The organism is Protofrankia symbiont of Coriaria myrtifolia, assembly GCF_900634755.1.
Taxonomy (GTDB): Bacteria; Actinomycetota; Actinomycetes; order Frankiales; family Frankiaceae; genus Protofrankia; species Protofrankia coriariae.
The window spans coordinates 1-18,610 of the sequence record NZ_CAAAFS010000311.1 but is presented as its reverse complement, the minus strand read 5'-3'; the positions used below and the strand labels follow the sequence as shown (position 1 = coordinate 18,610).

Below are 18,610 nucleotides of genomic sequence, written 5' to 3'. Positions count from 1 at the left end.
CGTGACCACTTCTGACTGGACGTATCGTGCTTGTCACGATCCACGGCGTCGCGTACCGTTACTCGTGGATCTGCTGATAAGCAAAATGCGCGGAGCTGTGCAGGTTAATGATCCTGAAGGATGTGCGGGCCAGCATCGCTGTCGATGACGAGTTGATCGAAGAGGCCATGCGCCTCTTCGGGGTGAACACCCGGCGCGAAATCGTCGATCTCGCCTTGCGGCATCTCATCGGCCGGGCCGACTTCCGGCGCCGGGCCCTGGCCATGGAGGGCACAGGCTGGGATACGGACATGACCGAACTCCGACCGGATTTCGTGCCGAGCTCCGCCAGCGTCTTGCTCGTCCAAGACCAGACAGCCATGCGCGAACCCGGTCGCAAACTTGGGCCTCGATCGCCGAACAACACGGCGTCGTGATTTCGACCGTCCGCCGCGCGCTCGCGATGCTTGCCGAGCGAGACCTGATCGAACTCGTGCCGAGCCGTGGCGCGATCGTGAGCAAGCGGACAGGCATCGCACGGCAGGCCGCCGACGTCACGCGGCAGGAAGGCACCTGGAGAGGCTTCCCGCTCAGCGTCGTCGAGGCTGGTGCCGAGCCCTTCACCGAGACGACCATCCGCGACGTCGAAGCGACAGCGGAAGTCGCCCCGTGGCTCGCCGTGCCCGTCGGAACGACCGTCCTCGAACGCTTCCGCACACAGGGTCAACTCGTCGACGGCGAGCGCCAACCGCTACAGGTCGCCGTGACCTGGTTCTCCCCGGCGGTTACCGAGCAGCTTCCGATCCTTCGGGAACTCAGTACGGGTCCTGGCGGTATGTACTCGCGGATGACCGACGCCGGCCACGTCCTGCGCTGGGAAGACACAGTCACCGAACGCCCCGCCACGGCTGACGAAAGGTCGCGTCTCGGCCTGCCGGACGGTCAACACGTCCTGTTGATCTGGCGCCGCTGCTATAACCAGGACGACCGGGTACTGGAAGTGACCCGCAGAGCCATCCGCTCCGACCGAAGCCCGGTGGTCTACCGCTATGAATGACGCAGCCCCGCCCACGGCCACGCCTCGCGTGGCGGCCGGCGTGCTGTTCTTCGACGAAGACAGTCGAGTCCTGCTCGTCGACCCCTCCTACAAGCAAGGACTCGAAGTACCCGGAGGCTACGTCGAACCCGGCGAGTCCCCCCACGCCGCCTGCATTCGGGAAGTCCGCGAGGAACTTGGTATCGAACCACCGATCGGTGGCCTACTCGTCGTCGACTGGGCACCTTCCGAACAGGAAGGCGACAAGATCCTTTTCTTGTTCGACGGCGGAGTACTCGCCGAGCGATGGCGACAGCGGATCGCGCTACAAGCCGAGGAGCTGACAGGCTGGCGGTTCTCCGCAGCCGAGGAACTACCCTCCGTGCTTCCGCCGCGCCTGAGCCGCCGCGTCCTGGCGGCCATCACTGTCCGCTCCTCCGAGCGTCCCACCTACCTCGAACACGGCACCACGATCTAGGCGCGGCACAAGCCCACCCAGCCCCGTTCGTAGTTTCAGTCGCCTTCGTAGAGGCGGTGGAGGTCTATGAGGACGATGTCGGGGGTGGAATCGGCGGCGGCGCGTAGGTCGTCGGTGAAGCCGGTGGCGGAGAACAGCAGGAGGCGGGTGCCGGTCACGTCCAGGCCGCCCGTCCGTTCGATGAGCGTGCGGGCGCGTCGCAGTCTGTTCAGATGCTCAAGGCCCAGCTCGACGCCCCATTTGGCCTCGCCGACGGCGACGAGCCGGCGGCGCTTGCCGTCGGCCGGGCCGAGCGCGACGACGTCGAGCTCCATCGCCGCCCGTTGTTCGTGGTCGTGGATGGTGCCATGGCCGATGTCGCCGAGGTCGTCGGTGCCGAGCGTCGCCGGGCCGGTGTACAGCGCCACCCAGGTCCGGCAGATCTCCTCGAAGTTGGGCCCGAGAACCTGGGATGCGAACGTGGCGCGCCGGCCCGGCCAGGTCCTGGCCGCCTGCCCGCGCGCCTCGAGCCGGCCGAAGACCGGCCGCATGACGGCGTGGTAAAAGGCGATCAGCGGCTCGGCGATCCGCCACACCGGCCGCCGGTCGCGCAGCAGGTCGTCCGCCTTGACCAGGAAGCCGGCGTCGGCCAGTACGGTCAGGGGGTGCGCGAGGTCGCCCGTCGGCCGGCCGACCGCGTTCGCGATCGCGCCGCGGGTGACGGCGCCGGTGGCCACGGCTGCCAGCACCGAGCTGTACAGGCCGGGGTCGCGCAGGTCGGGCTCCTCCGCGAGCAGGTAGCGCGCCTCGCGGAACAGCGGCGAGTTGCGGTTGAGGACCGTTCTGACCACCCAGGCGTCGAAGTCGTCGATGCCGCGCGGGCTGTCCCCGCGGGCGAAGTCCCGGTAGGCCGGCGTCCCACCCACGACGGCGTGCGCCCGCGCCGCGAGCCGGTGGTCGTCGATGCCCCAGAACTCCCGGGCCAGCCGGAAGTCCAGCGAGGGCACGAGCAGTTCCATCGCCGCCCGGCCGCGCAGCGGCGCCGGGTCGGCGAGCAGACGGCCCATGACCGTGAGCGCGGAGCCGCACAGGATCAGCCGTGTTCGCGAGCCGGTCCGTTCGGGACGGCGCGGGCCGAACGCCGCCTGGAGTACCGAGGGCAGCTGTGGCGCGGCCTTGACCAGATAGGGGAACTCGTCGATGACGACGGTGGCCGGAGCCTGCCGGCCCAGCCCCAGTATGGCGTCGACCGCCTCGGTCCAGGAGCCGAACGCCAGCGGAGCGGCGGCGCCGACGTGCTCGGCGAAGCGCGCGCCGAACAGCCGCAAGGAGTCCACGGCGGTCCCTTCGAGCGCCTGGTGGTAAAGGCCGCTGGTCTGCTCGCACGCGGCTTCGAGCAGGAACGACTTTCCCTGCCGCCGGCGGCCGGTGACCACGCCCAGCGTCGCGCCCGGCGCCTGGTCCTCACAGAAGCTCGCGAGCGCCGCCCACTCCTCCTCCCGGTCGAACATGTCCACCGGCCGCTCCATCCGCACCATCCATCCCGGCGTCCGAGGCGCCTCCAAGGTCTGTGTTCTAGTGTAACCACGCTTTTATGAAACGTACTTATACTAGAAAACCACAGGTGGAAGCCATGATTTTCGGCTGTGTACGACCGTCCCTGAGGGGATAGCGCGCTTTTCTAGATGCGCTTGACGGGCTGGCGGTGATATTCGGAGGGCGACGGTTCGGTGCAGCCCGCCGCCGTTGGTCGGTCGTCGCTGGCCGGGGCGTCGGGTTGCGGACTGCGGGCGTCGGGCGGGTATCGCCGGCGGGCGCGGATATCCTCGGTGATGTGACCTACCTCGACCATGCGGCGACCACGCCGATGCGTCCGGAGGCTGTGGCCGCCTACAACGCGGCGCTCGCGGACGGCGGGAACGCGTCGTCGCTGCACGCCAGCGGCCGTCGTGCACGTAGGGTGGTTGAAGAGTCGCGTGAGGCCCTGGCCGCCGCGCTGCGCGCCCGCCCGTCCGAGGTGGTCTTCACCGCCGGCGGCACCGAGAGCGACAACCTGGCCATCAAGGGGCTGTACTGGGCCCGCCGCGCCGCCGAGCCGCGCCGGCACCGGGTGCTCGTCAGCGCGGTCGAGCACCGGGCCATCCTCGACGCCGTGATCTGGCTCGCCGAGGCGCAGGACGCCCAGGTCGAACTGCTTCCGGTGGACGCCACCGGAATGGTGCGCCCCGACGTCCTCGCCGCGGCGATCGCGCGGGATCCCGACAGCGTCGCCCTGGTCAGCGTGATGTGGGCGAACAACGAGGTCGGGACGGTCTCGCCGATCGCGGAACTCGCCGCGGTCGCGCACCGGTACGGGATCGCGTTCCACACCGACGCCGTCCAGGCTGTCGGGTCGATCCCGGTGTCGTTCGAGGACAGCGGCGCGGACGCGCTGACGGTCAGCGCGCACAAGCTCGGCGGCCCGATCGGCATGGGCGCGCTGCTGGTACGCCGGGGGCTGACGCTGGCGCCGCTGACCCACGGCGGCGGGCAGGAGCGCGACGTCCGCTCGGGCACCCTGGACACCCCGGGGGTGGCCGCCTTCGCGGCGGCGGCGTCGGCGGCGGTCGCCGAGCAGCCGGCCGAGTCGGTGCGGCTGGCAGCCCTGCGCGACGACCTGGTTGCCCGGGTGCTCGCCTCGGTGCCGGACGCGGTGGCCAACGGAGCGCCCGCCGGCCCCGGCCGCCTGCCCGGCATCGCCCATCTGACCTTCCGGGGCTGCGAAGGCGACTCGCTGCTGCTGCTGCTCGACGCCCACGGGATCGAGTGCTCGACGGGGTCGGCCTGCTCCGCGGGAGTGGCCCAGCCGTCCCACGTGTTGCTGGCCATGGGCGTCGACGAGGCCCGTGCCCGCGGCTCGCTGCGCTTCTCGCTGGGGCGGACGTCCACCGCGGCGGACGTCGACGCCCTGGTCCGCGTGATCATGCCGGTGGTCGGCCGGGCGCGCCGGGCGGGGGCGCTCGCCGGGCTGTCCGGGGGGTGAGCGGGATGCGTGTGCTTGCGGCGATGTCCGGGGGCGTCGACTCGGCGGTGGCGGCGGCCCGCGCGGTGGACGCCGGCCACGACGTGACAGGCGTGCACCTGGCCCTGTCGAAGTCGCCCGATTCGCACCGCACCGGCGCCCGTGGCTGCTGCACCGTCGAGGACGCCCGGGATGCCCGCCGCGCCGCCGACGTCCTCGGAATCCCCTTCTACGTGTGGGATCTCGCCGACCGCTTCGAGCATGACGTCATCGACGAGTTCGTCGCCGCCTACGAGGCCGGCCGGACGCCCAACCCGTGCGTGCGCTGCAACGAGCGGATCAAGTTCGCGGCGGTGCTGGAGCGGGCGCTGGCCCTGGGTTTCGACGCGGTGGTCACCGGCCATCACGCGCAGCTTTCCGGGGCGGTGCTGCGCCGTTCGGTCGACCCTGGCAAGGACCAGTCCTACGTGCTGGGGACGCTGCGCCCCGACCAGCTCGCCCACGCGATCTTCCCACTGGGGGACACGACGAAGACCGAGGTCCGTGCCGAGGCCGCCCGCCGCGGCCTCGCGGTCGCGGACAAGCCCGACAGCCACGACATCTGCTTCATCGCAGACGGTGACACCGGCCGCTGGCTGCGGGACCGGCTCGGCACGCAGCCCGGGCCGGTGGTGGACGCGGCCACCGGCGAGACGCTGGCGGAGCACGACGGGGCCTTCGCGTTCACGATCGGCCAGCGCCGCGGCCTGCGCCTGGGCCGGCCCGCGCCCGACGGCAGGCCACGCTACGTCCTCGACATCTCCCCGGTGACCCGGACGGTGACGGTCGGCCCGGCCGAGGCACTCGACGTCTCCCACCTGGTGGCCGACCGGGCGGTCTGGCCGTACGAGGGGCCGGTGGTCTGCGCGGCGCAGGTCCGGGCGCACGGGCGGGCGGTGCCGGCCATCGCCGAGGGCGTCGGCGACGAACTGCGGGTGACCCTGGACGAGCCGCTGCGCGGCACCGCCCCCGGCCAGGCCGTCGTCCTCTACGACGGTGACCGCGTCCTCGGCGGCGGCCATGTCATCCGCCTCGGGCGCTGACCGGGGGCCGGGTACCGCGCGCCCGGGTGCCGCGGGGCCCAACCGGCCCTGGCGCGCTCCCTGGCATCCGCTTCGACACCTGCTTTCCCACGGACGGTGATTCCGAGATGTTGACGAGCCCGTGACAGCATTCACCACCATGCCTGACATCACACCCGCCGGCGGCCGGCCGTGGGAGCCGGGGACGGCGACCGGGGTCGGGTCGCTGCCGGGGATCGACCCCGTCGAGGCGTGCCGGCTGGTCTTCGACGAGCTGCCCGACCTGCCGCACCTGCCCGAGCTGCCGGCCCGCGGCGCCGGCGCCGACATGATCGGACGCTCCGCGGGCCTGCTCGCGGACACCCCGGTCGACCTGCAGCCGTCCGGGTGGCGGCTGGTGCCGCGTCCCGGGGTCGACCTGCGCCGCACCCGGGACCTGCTCGCCCGCGACCTCGACGCGCTCAGCGAGGTTGCCGCCGGCTACACCGGGCCGCTGAAGGTCGCCGTCGCCGGCCCGTGGACGCTCGCCGCCACCGTCGAACTGCCCCGCGGGCACAAGGCCCTCCGGGACGCCGGCGCCAGCCGCGACATCGCCGAGGCCCTGGTCGAGGGGCTTGCCGGCCACCTCGCCGACATCGCCCTGGCCGTACCCGGCGCCCGCCTGATCGTGCAGGTCGACGAGCCCTCCCTGCCGGCGGTGCTCGCAGGCGAGGTCCGCACGCCCAGCGGCTTCGGGGTGCTCCCGGCGGTGGAGGAGGGCGTCGTCGTCGACCGGCTGCGGACGCTGCTGGCCGCCACCGGGGTGCCCACCGGGGTGCACTGCTGCGCGTCCAAGCCGCCGGTGGGGCTGCTGCGGCAGGCGGGAGCCGCCTTCGTCGGGCTGGACGCGACCTTGCTGACCCCCGCCGACGACGACGCCATCGGCGAGGCCGTCGAGGCCGGGGTCACGCTGATGGCCGGGGTGGTGCCGGCGCGGGACGTGGAACTGTCAGAGCTGTCGGACGTCTGTCGTACCGTCGAGCCCGTCCGGTCGATGTGGCGGCGGCTGGGGTTCGCCCCGGAGCAGCTTCGGGAGGTGGTCGTGGTGACTCCCACCTGTGGTCTCGCGGGTGCGACGCCCGGCTATGCGAGGGTGGCGCTGCGACGCTGCCGCGAGGCGGGCCGGGCCCTGGCGGACGGGTCGGTATGAGCCCGCTCGACACCTCCAGCCCGGACGCCCCCGCGGACGCGGCCGACGCGTCGGCGGTCGACGAGATCCCGGCACAGGCGCGGGCGCGGGCGGCGGAGCTGGCCCGGGAGCTGGGCGAACACGCCTTCCGCTACTACGTCCTGGATTCCCCGACCGTCTCCGACGCCGAGTACGACCAGCTCATGGCCGAGCTGACGCAGCTCGAGACCCGCTATCCGGGTCTGCGCACGCCGGACTCGCCGACCCAGAAGGTCGCCGGCACCATCTCGACGCTGTTCACCCCGGTGGAGCACCTGGAGCGGCTGCTCTCGCTGGACAACGTCTTCACGGAGGTGGAGTTCGAGGCGTGGGCCGCCCGCGTCACCCGGGAGGCCGAGGTGGACGCCTGGCTGTGCGAGCTGAAGATCGATGGTCTCGCGGTCGACCTGGTCTACGAGGACGGCTACCTGGCGCGCGCGGCCACCCGCGGCGACGGGCGGACGGGAGAGGACGTCACCCCGAACATCCGGACCCTCGCGGCGGTGCCGGGCCGGCTGCGCGGTGGGAGCGTGCCCGAGCTGCTGGAGGTCCGCGGCGAGGTCTTCTTCCCGACGGCGGCCTTCACCGAACTCAACGCCACGCTGGTCGCCGCTGGCGACAAACCGTTCGCCAACCCGCGCAACGCCGCCGCCGGCTCCCTGCGGCAGAAGGACCCGCGGGTCACCGCCGGCCGCCCACTGTCCATGATCATGCATGGACTCGGTGCCCACCGCGGCTTCGACGTCACCTCCCAGTCCGATGCGTACCAGCGGATGGCCGAGCTCGGCCTGCCGGTCTCCCGGCACCACGAGGTGCTGGCGAGCGTCGCCGAGGTCGAGGCATTCGTCCGCCGGTGGGGGGAGCACCGCCACGACGTCGAGCACGAGATCGACGGTGTGGTGGTGAAGGTCGACGCCTTCGGCCTGCAACGCCGCCTCGGCGCCACGTCGAAGTCCCCGCGCTGGGCGGTGGCCTACAAGTACCCGCCCGAGGAGGTCACCACCAGGCTGCTGGGCATCGAGGTCAACGTGGGCCGCACGGGGCGGGTCACCCCGTTCGGCCGCCTGGAGCCGGTCAGGGTCGCCGGCTCCACCGTCGCCCTGGCCACCCTGCACAACGCCGACCAGGTCGAACGCAAGGGCGTGCTGATCGGCGACACCGTCGTCCTGCGCAAGGCCGGGGACGTGATCCCGGAGATCGTCGGCCCGGTCGTGGACCTGCGGGACGGTTCCGAACGCGCCTTCGTGATGCCCACCCACTGCCCGGAGTGCGGCACCGAGCTGGTGCGTCCCGAGGGCGAGGTCGACGTCCGCTGCCCGAACACCGTCTCGTGCCCGGCGCAACTGCGCGAGTCGCTGTTCCACTTCGCCTCTCGCGGCGCCCTGGACATCGACGGCTTCGGCTACGAGACGGCGACCGCCCTGCTGGAGGCCGGCCGGGTACGCGACGTCGGCGACGTCTTCCACCTCACCGCCGAGTCGTTCGCCGAGTTGCGCGGCTTCGCCAAGAAGAAGATCGACCAGATTCTGCGCGGGGTGGAAGCGGCCCGGCAGCAGCCGCTGTGGCGGCTGCTGGTCGGGCTGTCCATCCGGCACGTGGGCCCGAGCGCGGCCCGAGCACTGGCCCGCGAGATGCGCTCGGTGGACGCCATCGCCGCCGCGTCCACCGAGACGCTGGCCGCCGTCGACGGCGTGGGTCCGACCATCGCCGCCTCCGTGGTGGACTGGTTCGCCGACCCGCGCCACCAGGACATCCTGGAACGGATCCGTTCCGGTGGGGCGCGGTTCGCCGACGCCGGCGCGGACGACGGGCCCGGCCCGCTCACCGGCGTCACCGTCGTGATCACCGGGACGCTGGCGGGCTGGAGCCGGGACTCCGCCACCGAGGCCGTCCAGGCCCGCGGCGGCAAGGTCACCGCCTCGGTGAGCAAGAAGACGGCCTTCGTGGTGGTCGGCGCCGACCCGGGGGCGAGCAAGTACGACAAGGCCCGCGCCTGGAAGCTGTCGATCCTCGACGAGGCCGGCTTCGCCGTCCTGCTGGAGCAGGGGCCGCAGGCCGCAACCCCGCTCGCGCTCCCGCCGGAACCGGACGACGGCCCACCGCAACCAGCCGACGGGTAGCCCGAGCCACGCCCCGCCGGTGGCCGGGGCGGAATGGTTGTTCGGGTGTCAGGTGGGGGCTGGCGAGGCGTGGCGGTTGCGCACGATCGTGGCGGCTATGCCGGCGAGATGGGCCAGGCGCTGGACCTCGGAGGCGCGGAAGCGCGGGCCACCGGGCCGTCCGACGAGCACCGCCAGCTCGGAGCTGCCCCCCGGGGGAGTACCCACCGGCGCTACCGCGAGCTCCATGCCGAGCGCGCTCCAGCGCGGCGGGAACCAACCGCTGTCCGCGCCGAGGCCGCGTGCCCGGTCCAGAGGCAGCGACAGCAGTTCGGTGCGCACCTTCTTCGGGCTGGTCAGCTCGTCACCGCCGAGGTCGGGGGCGCCGACGGAGGATTCGACGATCCGGATGTCGCCGGGCGCGACCCGTTCGAGCAGCACCGCCCAGTCGGCGTGGAACACCGCGCCGACGAACCCGGTGAGGACGGCGAGCGCGTCGTCGGGCCGGGCGGTCAGCGCTTCGACGAGGTCCAGGTCGTCTCTGATCCCGACCCCGCCGGCCGGGTACGGGCGCAGGGACTCCACGCTCACCCCGGGCACGGAGCAGGCCGCGGTCAGCACGGTGTCGGCCAGCCCGTTCGGGGGCAGTTCGACGACGAGATCGTCCACGGCGCCGCGTGCGCCGCGCTCGACCACGCTCAGGCTGACGATGTCGATGCCGGCCTGGCCGAGGGCGGTCGCGACGGCGCCCAGGGCGCCGGGACGGTCCGGCAGGACGAGGCGTAGCAGGTACGACATGTGGTCAAGGATGCATTCTGTGCATGCCAGCTTGGTGGCAACAACGTCACGTGCAGGTATCAGTGCTGGTCATCTAGTGTATCCGGGTCGCTGTGGCCGGCAGTGAGTCACGCAGATGTTCACGTTGCGTCACCTTGGAGTGGGAAGAACGGGAGCCGTGCCCCGTACCGGACGCCTGGCTCCGATCAGGTGAGCCGGGCCAGGGCCGCGCGCAGGCGGGCGAGCGTCCGCTGGGGGCCGAGGGCCGCGAGCGTCTCGAACAGCGGCAGCCCCACCGAGCGGCCGGTCACCGCCACCCGCACCGGCGCCTGCGCCTTGCCCAGCTTCAGCCCGTGGGCGAGACCGACCTCCTCCAGCCGCGCCTTGAGGGCCGCCGCGTCCCACCCCTGGCCGCCGTGCTCACCCTGGCCGCCCGCCCCGTCCGTCCCGTCGTCGCCGCCCTCGGCGGCCAGCCGGGTGTAGGCGTCGACGGTGGCCGTGAGCAGGGCGGCCGCGGTGTCCCGGTCCTTCGTGGCCTTCGCCCACGCCGCCTCGTCGATGTCCGGGGTGTCGAGGAAGAGGAGGTCCACCAGCGGCACGATCTCGGACAGCAGCACCAGCCGGGTCTGCGCGAGCGGCGCGACCGCCGCGAACACCTCCGGGTCGTAGGCGTCGGCGTCCCACGGGGCGGACGGCCCGGTCAGCCACGGCTGGCAGGCGGCGACGAACTCCTCGACGGTCAGCGCCCGGATGTACTCGCCGTTGAACGCGCGCAGCTTCGTCACGTCGAAGAACGCCGGGGCGGAGTTGACCTCCTCCAGCCGGAACTCGTTCTCGATGACCTCCCAGGGGACGATCTCCCGGTCGCCCGAGGGCGCCCAGCCGAGCAGCATCAGGTAGTTGCGCATGGCCGCGGCCAGGTAGCCCTCGGCGCGGAAGTCCTCCAGCGCCACCCTGTCCCGCCGCTTGGACAGCTTCTGCCGCTTGGCGTTGACCAGGATCGGCGTGTGCGCCCACACCGGCGGCGGGGTGCCCAGGGCCTCCCACAGCAGTTGCTGTTTGGGCGCGTTGGACAGGTGCTCCTCGGCCCGGATGACGTGGGTGATGCCCATGGTCACGTCGTCGACGACGTTGGCCAGCAGGAAGGTCGCCGAACCGTCCCCGCGGGCGATGACGAAGTCCTCCAGCAGGGCGTTGTCGAACGCGGGCTTGCCGCGCACCAGGTCGTCGACGATCGTCGCGCCCTCGTCCGGCGTCCGGAAGCGCACGGCGCGGCCCTCGGCGGCGGCGAGCCCCCGGTCGCGGCAGAAGCTGTCGTAGCCGCGGTGGCTGTCCCCGGTCCGGGCGAGGAGGTCCTCGCGCGAGCAGTCGCAGTAGTAGGCGCGCCCGGCGGCGAGCAGCCGGTCGATCGCCTCCCGGTGCGCGGTGGCGTTCGCCGACTGGAAGTAGGGACCTTCGTACTCGCCCGGCCCGACGCCGAGCCAGGCCATCGCGTCGATGATCCCCTGCGTCCACTCGGGGCGGCTGCGGGCGGCGTCGGTGTCCTCGATCCGCAGCACGAGCGAACCGCCGGACTGGCGGGCGACCACCCAGTTCAGCAGCAGGGACCGGGCGTTGCCGACATGGAACATGCCGGTCGGGGACGGCGCGAAACGCAGCCGGGGAACGACGCTGACCACCCTCGCACCGTATCGCCCGAGCACACGAAGTCGTCGCTGGCCGGCACGCCACAGGCCGATCGGACGGGTCGGACCGTACGATGACCACAGCGTCGTACGCGGGCCAGGTCGTACGCGGGCCGGCCTGGGGTCGGCTCCCGTCCGTCGCCGTCCGCCGTCGGCGCGTACGCGGGTCAGCAGGCCACCGCGGGTCAGCAAGCCATGAGGTGATCGGAAGGTCATCGGGAAGTCAGAGGGTCGTAACCGGTATGGCGATTACCAGGGACGAGGTCGCGCACCTCGCCCGCCTGTCGCGGCTGGCGCTGTCTGAGGAGGAACTCGACACGCTCGCCCCCCAGCTCGATGTGATCATCGGCGCGGTCGCCCGGGTCGCGGAGGTGGCCGCCGGCGACATCCCGCCGACGACGCACGCCGTCCCGCTGACGAACGTGTTCCGGGCCGACATCACCGGTCCGTCCCTGCCGCGCACCGACGCTCTCGCCGGCGCGCCCGCCACGCAGGACGGCCGCTTCCGGGTGCCGCGCATCCTCGATATGGACGAGTGAGGGTTCCTGTCCGTGACCGACGTCATCCACTTCTCCGCCGCCCGAACCGCCGCCGCGATCGCCGCTGGTGAGCTCAGCGCGCTGGAGGTGACCCAGGCCGCGCTCGACCGGATCGCGAAGGTCGACGACCGGATCAACGCGTTCCTGCACGTCGACGCCGACGGCGCCCTCGCCGCGGCCCGGGACGTCGACCAGCGCCGGGCGCTGGGGGAGACGCTCGGGCCGCTCGCGGGCGTCCCGCTCGCGCTCAAGGACGTCTTCACCGCCCGCGGGATGCCCACGACCTGCGGCAGCCGCATCCTGGAGGGCTGGTACCCACCGTACGACGCGACCGTCGTGGCGAAGCTGCGCGCGGCCGGCGTGATCATCATTGGCAAGGCCAACATGGACGAGTTCGCGATGGGGTCGTCCACGGAGAACTCCGCTTACGGCCCGACCCGCAACCCGTGGGACACCGACCGCATCCCCGGCGGCAGCAGCGGGGGCAGCGCGGCGGCGGTGGCCGCGTTCGAGACGCCGATCGCGCTCGGTACCGACACCGGCGGCTCGATCCGCCAGCCGGCGGCGGTGTGCGGGCTGGTCGGGGTCAAGCCGACCTACGGGGGGGTGAGCCGCTACGGCCTGGTCGCCTTCTCCAGCTCCCTGGACCAGGCCGGCCCGCTGGCCCGCACCGTGACCGACGCCGCCCTGCTGCACGCCGCCATCGCCGGCCACGACCCACTGGACACCACCAGCGTGGAGCTCGCGCCGCCGCCCGTGGTGGCCGCCGCCGCCAGCCGTGACCTGCGCGGGGTGCGCATCGGGGTGGTCCGCGAGCTGTCCGGGGACGGCTACGACATCGGGGTGCGCGCGCGTTTCTCCGACACCCTCGAGGTGCTCGTCGGTCTTGGCGCCGAGGTCGTCGAGGTCAGCTGCCCGCACTTCACCTACGCGCTGCCCGCCTACTACCTGATCGCGCCGAGCGAGTGCTCGTCCAACCTGGCCCGTTTCGACGCGATGCGGTTCGGCCTGCGGGTCGGCGACGACGGCGAGGCGAGCGCCGAGGAGGTCATGAGCCGCACCCGCGGCATCGGCTTCGGTCCCGAGGTCAAGCGGCGGATCATCCTGGGGACGTACGCGCTGTCGTCGGGCTACTACGACGCCTACTACGGCCAGGCCCAGAAGGTCCGGACGCTGATCAGCCAGGACTTCGCCGCCGCCTACGAGCGGGTCGACGTGCTGGTTTCGCCCACCACGCCCACCGTCGCGTTCCGGCTGGGGGAGAAGGTCGACGACCCGGTGTCGATGTACCTGTCCGACCTGTGCACGATCCCGTCGAACCTGGCCGGCGGGCCGGCGATGAGCCTGCCGGTCGGTCTCGCCGACGGGCTCCCCGTCGGATTCCAGATCATGGCGCCGGCGTTCGCCGACGACCGGCTGTACCGGGTCGGCGGCGCGCTGGAGGCGGCGCTGGAGGCCAGGCGTGGCCGCCCCTTTCTCGATGACGCCCCACCCCTGTGATCGACGCGCCGGAACGGATGTCCTGTGACGGACGCGCCAGGGCGGGCATACCAGGGTCAGCCGCGTCGTGACGGACGGGCTCGCGTCGGCTGTGCCCGCGCCAGGCGTGTCGTGACAGAATCCCGGGCTCGCCCGGGGAGGATCATGATCGCGTGTGTGTCGGCCGGCTACGATGGCGAGAAGGAGGCTCAAGATGGTTGCGCTACGTAGCAGACGTGAGGACCGGGTGCTGCTGGTCGCAGCCTGGGTGCTGACCGTCATCGCACTTGTACTCGGTGTCGTCGCGTCGGCGCCCATCCTGATCCTCTGGGGCGTCCTCGGCGTCGGCGCGGCCGTGTTCGCCACCCGGATCCACCTGCGTGACACCCGGGTCCACCAGCCACGCCCCGGCACCGAGACGCAGCTCGCCGGCGACACGCGGCCCACCGGCCAGGCACGGCCCGCCGGTCAGGAGCAGCCTGCCGGCCAGCCACGGCCCGCCGCCGGTCAGGCACCGGCCGCGGGGGCGGCGCGGCGGCCGGCCGGCGCGGATCACGGCCCCACTTCGGTACAGACGGACGCGGTTGAACAGGAGCACGTGCGTTGACACCCACGGCCACCACGACGGCCACCATCCCCACCTTCGACGACGCCGTCGCCCGCTACGAACCGGTGATCGGGCTGGAGACGCACGTCGAGCTCGGCACCGCCTCGAAGATGTTCTGCGGCTGTTCCACCGCGTTCGGAGCGGAGCCCAACACCCAGGTGTGCCCGACCTGCCTGGGCCTGCCGGGCTCGCTGCCGGTGGTCAACGAGGCCGCGGTCCGGTTCGCCGTGATGATCGGTCTGGCGCTCAACTGCTCGATCTCACCGTGGTGCCGTTTCGCGCGCAAGAACTACTTCTACCCGGACATGCCGAAGAACTTCCAGATCAGCCAGTACGACGAGCCGCTGTGCGAGAATGGCTGGCTCGACGTGGAGGCCGACGGGAAGATCCACCGGGTCGGCATCACCCGCGTCCACATGGAGGAGGACACCGGCAAGTCCCTGCATGTCGGCGGGGCCACCGGGCGCATCCACGGGGCCACCCACTCGCTGGTCGACTACAACCGGGCCGGCATACCGCTGGTCGAGATCGTCACCGAGCCGGACATCCGCTCGCCCGAGGTCGCCCGCGCCTACGTCGACGAGCTGCGTGAGCTCTGCCGGGCGCTGACCGTCTCCGACGTCCGGATGGAGCAGGGCTCGCTGCGCTGCGACGCCAACGTGTCGCTGCGTCCACGCACCGCCCCGGGGGAACCCGCCGCACTCTACGGCACCCGGTCGGAGACCAAGAACCTCAACTCGCTGCGCTCGGTGGAGCGGGCGATCCGGCACGAGATCGTCCGGCAGGCCACCCGGCTGGACGCGGGCCTGAAGGTCGTCCAGGAGACCCGGCACTTCGACGAGGCCTCCGGGACGACGTCGGCCGGCCGCTCCAAGGAGGAGGCGACCGACTACCGGTACTTCCCCGAACCGGACCTCACCCCGCTGGCGCTGACCCACGAGTACGTCGACGCCGTCCGGGCGACCATCCCGGAGCTGCCGGCGCAGCGCCGGGCGCGCCTCGCCGCCGACCACGGCTTCACACCCGCCGACATCGTGAACATGCGCAACGCCGGCGTCCTCGACCTGGTCGAGGAGACCGTCGCGGCGGGAGCGACGGCCGAGGCGGCCCGCAAGTGGTGGCTGAACGAGCTCGCGCGCCGGGCCGCCGACGCCGGTGTGCCTCCGATCGGCCTCACGATCGGGCCGTTCGACGTCGCCCGCATCACGGAGATGATCGCTGACGGCGAGCTGACCGACGCCCTCGCCCGCACGGTCATCACCGGCGTCCTCGCCGGTGAGGGGACGCCGGACGAGGTGGTGGCCGGTCGCGGCCTCAAGATCGTATCGGACGACGGCGCGCTCGCCGAGGCGATCGACAAGGTCATCGCTGCCCAGCCGGCCATCGCCGACAAGGTGCGCGGCGGCAAGCTGAACGCGGTCGGCCCGCTGGTCGGCGCGGTCATGAAGGCCATGAAGGGTCAGGCGGACCCGGGCACGGTACGCAAACTCCTCCTGGAACGCCTCGGCCAGTAACCGCCGCCCTTTCTCCGCCTGCTCGTCACCCGCAAGCCGTAGGTGGAAAACGTCACTATCACGCCGGTTTTCACCTACAGCTTGCGCGTCCGTAGGTGAAAACCGCTGTGATAGCAACGGTTCTTACCTACGGTCCGCGTTGTGTTCACGGCGCGTCGACAGGCGGGCCCCCGTCGGGCCTCCGTAAGCTGGTGCCACGCCCGGAGCCCGGCCGTCGACGGCGGCCGGGCCCGGTCTGTCGTCAGCGGGGCCGCCGCTGGGGGATCGTCAATGGGGGAGGAGCACACCAAGGTGCCTCTGACTCCCAGCGGGTTCACCGCCTCGACGTCACGGCGGGGCCGTGGCCGCACCCGTCTGCTCATCGCCCTCGCCGTCGTCATCGTGCTGCTCGCCGCATCCGGCGCCGGATACCTGTGGAAGGTCCGCAGCGACAACCGCGCCCAGGACAGGGCTGCGACGGCCGCGGCGGAGGCGTACCTGTCCAGCTGGCAGAGCCTCGCCTCGTCCGGTGACACGGCCACCTCCGCCACGGACCGCGCCGCGGGTACGGGCACGGCCGCGCCCAGCGCCGCGCCCGCCAGCGCCGGACCCAGCGCCGCGCCCACGGCCGCGCAGGAGCAGGGCAGGGCCGGCGTGACCGCGGTGACCGCGCCGGGGAGCATCGGTGTCGACCAGCTCGTCGCGTCCATGGTCGACGCCCGTACCAGGCTGAACGTGACCGGGGCCCGCGTCGTCCCGGGCGCGCTGGAGCGGACGGGTTCGACCGCCACGGTCGGCTACTCGGCGTCGCTCACCCTGGCCGGCTTCCCCGAGCCGTACAGCTATGACGGTGTGCTGCACCTCGCGCGGCAGGGGAAGGACTGGAAGGTCCAGGCCCGGCCGGACGCGATCCACCCCGCGCTGACGGCACCCGGCCTGCGGCTGGACCGCACGACGTCCACGGGCAAACGCGGCCAGCTGGTCGATGTCAACGGCCAGCCGCTGAGCGGCGACGCGGAGCTCGCCGGCAACCTGGTCGGCCAGGTGGCTCCGCTGTCGGGGCTGCAGCGCGTCCACGACGCGGTCCTTGCCCCGCAGGGCGGCACGGTGGCCGTCCGCAACGAGCGGAACGAGACTGTCAACACGCTGCGGTCGTATCCGATGACCGACGGCAAGGACGTGGAGACCACGCTGGATCTGAAGGTGCAGCGTGCCGGCGAGGCCGCGATGGCGACCGCGTCCAAACCCGCCGGCGCGCTGGTGGCCGTCGACGTGCGCACCGGCGGTGTTCTCGCTCTGGTGAACCACCCGCTCAACGGGTACGGCCGGGCAATCAACGGCCGTTATCCGCCGGGATCCACCTTCAAGATTGTCACGGCGACCGCCGCCCTGCTCGCGGGGAAGGACGCGAACACCCCGCTGGACTGCACCCAGACGGTGGCGGTCGGCGGGCGTACCTTCGCCAACGCCGAGAACGAGGAGTTCGGCGTGATCCCGTTGCGGGAGGCGTTCGCCCACAGCTGCAACACCGCGTTCATCCGGCTGGAGGGCTCGCTGCCCGACTCGGCGCTGGAGCAGGCCGCGAAGCTCTACGGTTTCGACGGCAGCCGGCCGCTGCCGATAGCCAGCGTCGGCGGTTCCTTCCCGACGCCGAAGGACGCGGTGGAATCGGCCTCGGACGCCCTCGGCCAGGGCAAGGTGAACGCGAGCCCGCTGCAGATGGCCAGCGTGGCCGCGGCGGTCGCCAGCGGCACCTGGCACCAGCCGTTCGTGAGCGGCTCGGCGCCGCGGAGCAACCCGCTGCCGGCGGCGGTGGTTCCGACGCTGCGGGACTTCATGCGACTGGTGGTCACCGAGGGGACGGCGGCCAGCGTCGCCTTCCCCGGTGAGGTGCACGGCAAGACCGGCACCGCCGAGTACAAGGACGGCAACCCGCCGCCGACCCACGGCTGGTTCGTCGGCTACCGCGGCGACGTCGCCTTCGCGGTCATCGTCGAGGACGGCGGCTTCGGCGCCCAGTCCGCCGCCCCCATAGCCGCCCACTTCCTTCAGAACCTCGACACCACACCCTGACTGCCTCTGCCTTGCCGGGGCAGTGTCGTCGGAGTTCCGCGTCCGCCCGAGGCGGCGTTGCCGTTGTCCAGCGCGGGGCGGGGGATCGTAGCGGCGACCGTGGTCGGCCTGCTGACGGGCGCCGTGCTGGCGGCCTGCGCCGTCCGCCTCCCAGTGATCGCCGCAGTCCGCGGCTGACCGTACTGCTGCCTCAGGCACCCTAGGGATACTCGGGACGTCGGAGGCTGACAGGCTGATCTCGGACGAGGCCCACTTCCTCGGCATGACGAAGAAGGATCTTGTGGCCGAGGCGGTCAGGGTGTATCTGGAGATCCGACGTGAGGAGATCCGGGCCCGGATGCGGGAGGTGATGGCACTGCTGGACGGCACCAATCGATCTCGGCTGGCGTTGCTCACGGGGCTGACACCCGAACAGATCGACGCGGTCGGCGGAATCGGCGAGAACCTGTGAACGGCTGATGGAGCGGGCTCGTCCGACTTTGCGCTGCCTCTGCGAGGATGGTGATCTCTATGTGTTCCGGAGAAGCTGGAGGCCGTCATATTCGGCGAAGTCGATAAAGTCTTTGATATTGAGGGAGGCCAGTGGCAGTCCGCTTGTAATACAGCAGGCAGCGATCCATGTGTCGTTTGTCGGCCGTGGCCGACCGCGGATCTGCCCCCGAGCCTGGAGTTCGCCCCACGCTCTGGCTACGGGTGCGTTGTAGGGCAGTACCCCTACCCGGGCGGTAAGAAAATGGTTGAGAACAGCGAGTCTGTGAGATCCCCAGCTCCGGACCAGCGTCCATTTGGTCAACTCGCCGACGGTGACAAATGTGACTGCCAGTGTCTGTCCGGCAAGCCGTGCCTCGAGCGGTCCCGGTACTCGGCCTCGTAAGATCGCCGACGCGACGTCGGTGTCTATGACGAGGACGCTCACCCGATGTCCGAGTGTCGAGAAGCGTACAGGTCGGCGAGGAAGTTCTCGTAGTCCTCATCGGAGTCCCACAGCTCGGGGTGGGCGAGCTCCCTGAGTGAACCGACCGGCCGCACACCCTGACTACGGAACACCTCTTCGATGGGGATGCCGTCGATCGGCCAGCGCGAAGCCGGCTGTGCGCCTGGCGTCACTTCGACCGGG

General features: G+C 71.8%; 18 protein-coding genes. 13 read left to right on the top strand and 5 right to left on the bottom strand.

What is annotated here, in order from left to right; translation table 11 throughout:
• The first annotated feature begins 107 nt into the window (after positions 1 to 107).
• From CM1CMNOD_RS23305 to CM1CMNOD_RS17575, 3 genes are read left to right on the top strand one after another with little or no spacing between them, the layout of a single operon-like run.
• Positions 108 to 416 carry a type II toxin-antitoxin system VapB family antitoxin gene (locus CM1CMNOD_RS23305; protein WP_013874937.1) on the top strand — a complete coding sequence of 103 codons (309 nt, stop codon included), beginning with the start codon at positions 108 to 110 and terminating at the stop codon, positions 414 to 416.
• A complete protein-coding gene (locus tag CM1CMNOD_RS17580; RefSeq protein WP_013874936.1) occupies positions 413 to 1,036 on the top strand; it encodes a GntR family transcriptional regulator in 624 nt (207 codons plus the stop codon). Before CM1CMNOD_RS23305 ends, CM1CMNOD_RS17580 begins: the two co-directional genes overlap by 4 nt.
• The gene (locus CM1CMNOD_RS17575; protein ID WP_013874935.1) at positions 1,029 to 1,493 is read left to right on the top strand and encodes an NUDIX domain-containing protein; all 465 of its coding nucleotides are present in this window, start codon (positions 1,029 to 1,031) and stop codon (positions 1,491 to 1,493) included. Before CM1CMNOD_RS17580 ends, CM1CMNOD_RS17575 begins: the two co-directional genes overlap by 8 nt.
• 35 nt (positions 1,494 to 1,528) lie before the next feature.
• Here CM1CMNOD_RS17575 and CM1CMNOD_RS17570 read toward each other — a convergent pair whose 3' ends face one another.
• Positions 1,529 to 3,001: an AAA family ATPase gene (locus CM1CMNOD_RS17570; protein ID WP_013874934.1), complete on the bottom strand. Its 1,473-nt coding sequence runs from the start codon at positions 2,999 to 3,001 to the stop codon at positions 1,529 to 1,531.
• A 305-nt stretch (positions 3,002 to 3,306) separates the two neighbouring features.
• Between CM1CMNOD_RS17570 and CM1CMNOD_RS17565 the strand changes: the two genes are divergently transcribed.
• From CM1CMNOD_RS17565 to ligA, 4 genes are all read left to right on the top strand, one after another.
• Complete coding sequence (locus tag CM1CMNOD_RS17565; RefSeq protein WP_013874933.1) at positions 3,307 to 4,494, top strand: cysteine desulfurase family protein; 1,188 nt, start codon at positions 3,307 to 3,309, stop codon at positions 4,492 to 4,494.
• A gap of 5 nt (positions 4,495 to 4,499) precedes the next feature.
• Positions 4,500 to 5,555 (top strand): tRNA 2-thiouridine(34) synthase MnmA, encoded by a 1,056-nt coding sequence (mnmA, locus tag CM1CMNOD_RS17560; RefSeq protein WP_013874932.1) that lies wholly within the window; start codon positions 4,500 to 4,502, stop codon positions 5,553 to 5,555.
• Between the two features lie 139 nt (positions 5,556 to 5,694).
• Positions 5,695 to 6,723: a methionine synthase gene (locus CM1CMNOD_RS17555; RefSeq protein ID WP_013874931.1), complete on the top strand. Its 1,029-nt coding sequence runs from the start codon at positions 5,695 to 5,697 to the stop codon at positions 6,721 to 6,723.
• Complete coding sequence (ligA, locus tag CM1CMNOD_RS17550) at positions 6,720 to 8,861, top strand: NAD-dependent DNA ligase LigA (protein ID WP_013874930.1); 2,142 nt, start codon at positions 6,720 to 6,722, stop codon at positions 8,859 to 8,861. The genes CM1CMNOD_RS17555 and ligA overlap by 4 nt, the downstream gene beginning before the upstream one ends.
• 48 nt (positions 8,862 to 8,909) lie before the next feature.
• On the opposite strand, the gene CM1CMNOD_RS17545 is transcribed toward ligA, so the two are convergent.
• Together CM1CMNOD_RS17545 and gltX are read right to left on the bottom strand one after the other, a co-directional pair.
• Positions 8,910 to 9,638: an ACT domain-containing protein gene (locus CM1CMNOD_RS17545; RefSeq protein ID WP_013874929.1), complete on the bottom strand. Its 729-nt coding sequence runs from the start codon at positions 9,636 to 9,638 to the stop codon at positions 8,910 to 8,912.
• A gap of 185 nt (positions 9,639 to 9,823) precedes the next feature.
• The gene (gene gltX, locus CM1CMNOD_RS17540; RefSeq protein ID WP_043607041.1) at positions 9,824 to 11,275 is read right to left on the bottom strand and encodes a glutamate--tRNA ligase; all 1,452 of its coding nucleotides are present in this window, start codon (positions 11,273 to 11,275) and stop codon (positions 9,824 to 9,826) included.
• Between the two features lie 269 nt (positions 11,276 to 11,544).
• Between gltX and gatC the strand changes: the two genes are divergently transcribed.
• The 6 genes from gatC to CM1CMNOD_RS17510 all read left to right on the top strand — a co-directional run bounded on the left by gatC (position 11,545) and on the right by CM1CMNOD_RS17510 (position 17,944).
• Positions 11,545 to 11,841, top strand: a complete 297-nt coding sequence (gatC, locus tag CM1CMNOD_RS17535) for an Asp-tRNA(Asn)/Glu-tRNA(Gln) amidotransferase subunit GatC (protein WP_013874927.1) — start codon at positions 11,545 to 11,547, stop codon at positions 11,839 to 11,841.
• A 12-nt stretch (positions 11,842 to 11,853) separates the two neighbouring features.
• A complete protein-coding gene (gene gatA / locus CM1CMNOD_RS17530) occupies positions 11,854 to 13,341 on the top strand; it encodes an Asp-tRNA(Asn)/Glu-tRNA(Gln) amidotransferase subunit GatA (protein ID WP_013874926.1) in 1,488 nt (495 codons plus the stop codon).
• A gap of 193 nt (positions 13,342 to 13,534) precedes the next feature.
• Entirely contained in the window at positions 13,535 to 13,927 is a 393-nt protein-coding gene (locus CM1CMNOD_RS22550) for a hypothetical protein (protein ID WP_013874925.1), read from the top strand.
• 26 nt (positions 13,928 to 13,953) lie between these two features.
• Positions 13,954 to 15,441 (top strand): Asp-tRNA(Asn)/Glu-tRNA(Gln) amidotransferase subunit GatB, encoded by a 1,488-nt coding sequence (gene gatB, locus CM1CMNOD_RS17520; protein ID WP_431307097.1) that lies wholly within the window; start codon positions 13,954 to 13,956, stop codon positions 15,439 to 15,441.
• 270 nt (positions 15,442 to 15,711) lie between these two features.
• Positions 15,712 to 17,493, top strand: a complete 1,782-nt coding sequence (locus tag CM1CMNOD_RS17515) for a penicillin-binding transpeptidase domain-containing protein (protein WP_013874923.1) — start codon at positions 15,712 to 15,714, stop codon at positions 17,491 to 17,493.
• Between the two features lie 280 nt (positions 17,494 to 17,773).
• Complete coding sequence (locus CM1CMNOD_RS17510; RefSeq protein ID WP_237702848.1) at positions 17,774 to 17,944, top strand: hypothetical protein; 171 nt, start codon at positions 17,774 to 17,776, stop codon at positions 17,942 to 17,944.
• 57 nt (positions 17,945 to 18,001) lie between these two features.
• On the opposite strand, the gene CM1CMNOD_RS24180 is transcribed toward CM1CMNOD_RS17510, so the two are convergent.
• Positions 18,002 to 18,409: a type II toxin-antitoxin system VapC family toxin gene (locus tag CM1CMNOD_RS24180; protein ID WP_013874921.1), complete on the bottom strand. Its 408-nt coding sequence runs from the start codon at positions 18,407 to 18,409 to the stop codon at positions 18,002 to 18,004.
• Positions 18,406 to 18,610, bottom strand: a 205-nt coding sequence (locus CM1CMNOD_RS17500) for a hypothetical protein (protein WP_131796721.1), incomplete at its 5' end; no start/stop codon positions are given. The genes CM1CMNOD_RS24180 and CM1CMNOD_RS17500, both read right to left, overlap by 4 nt.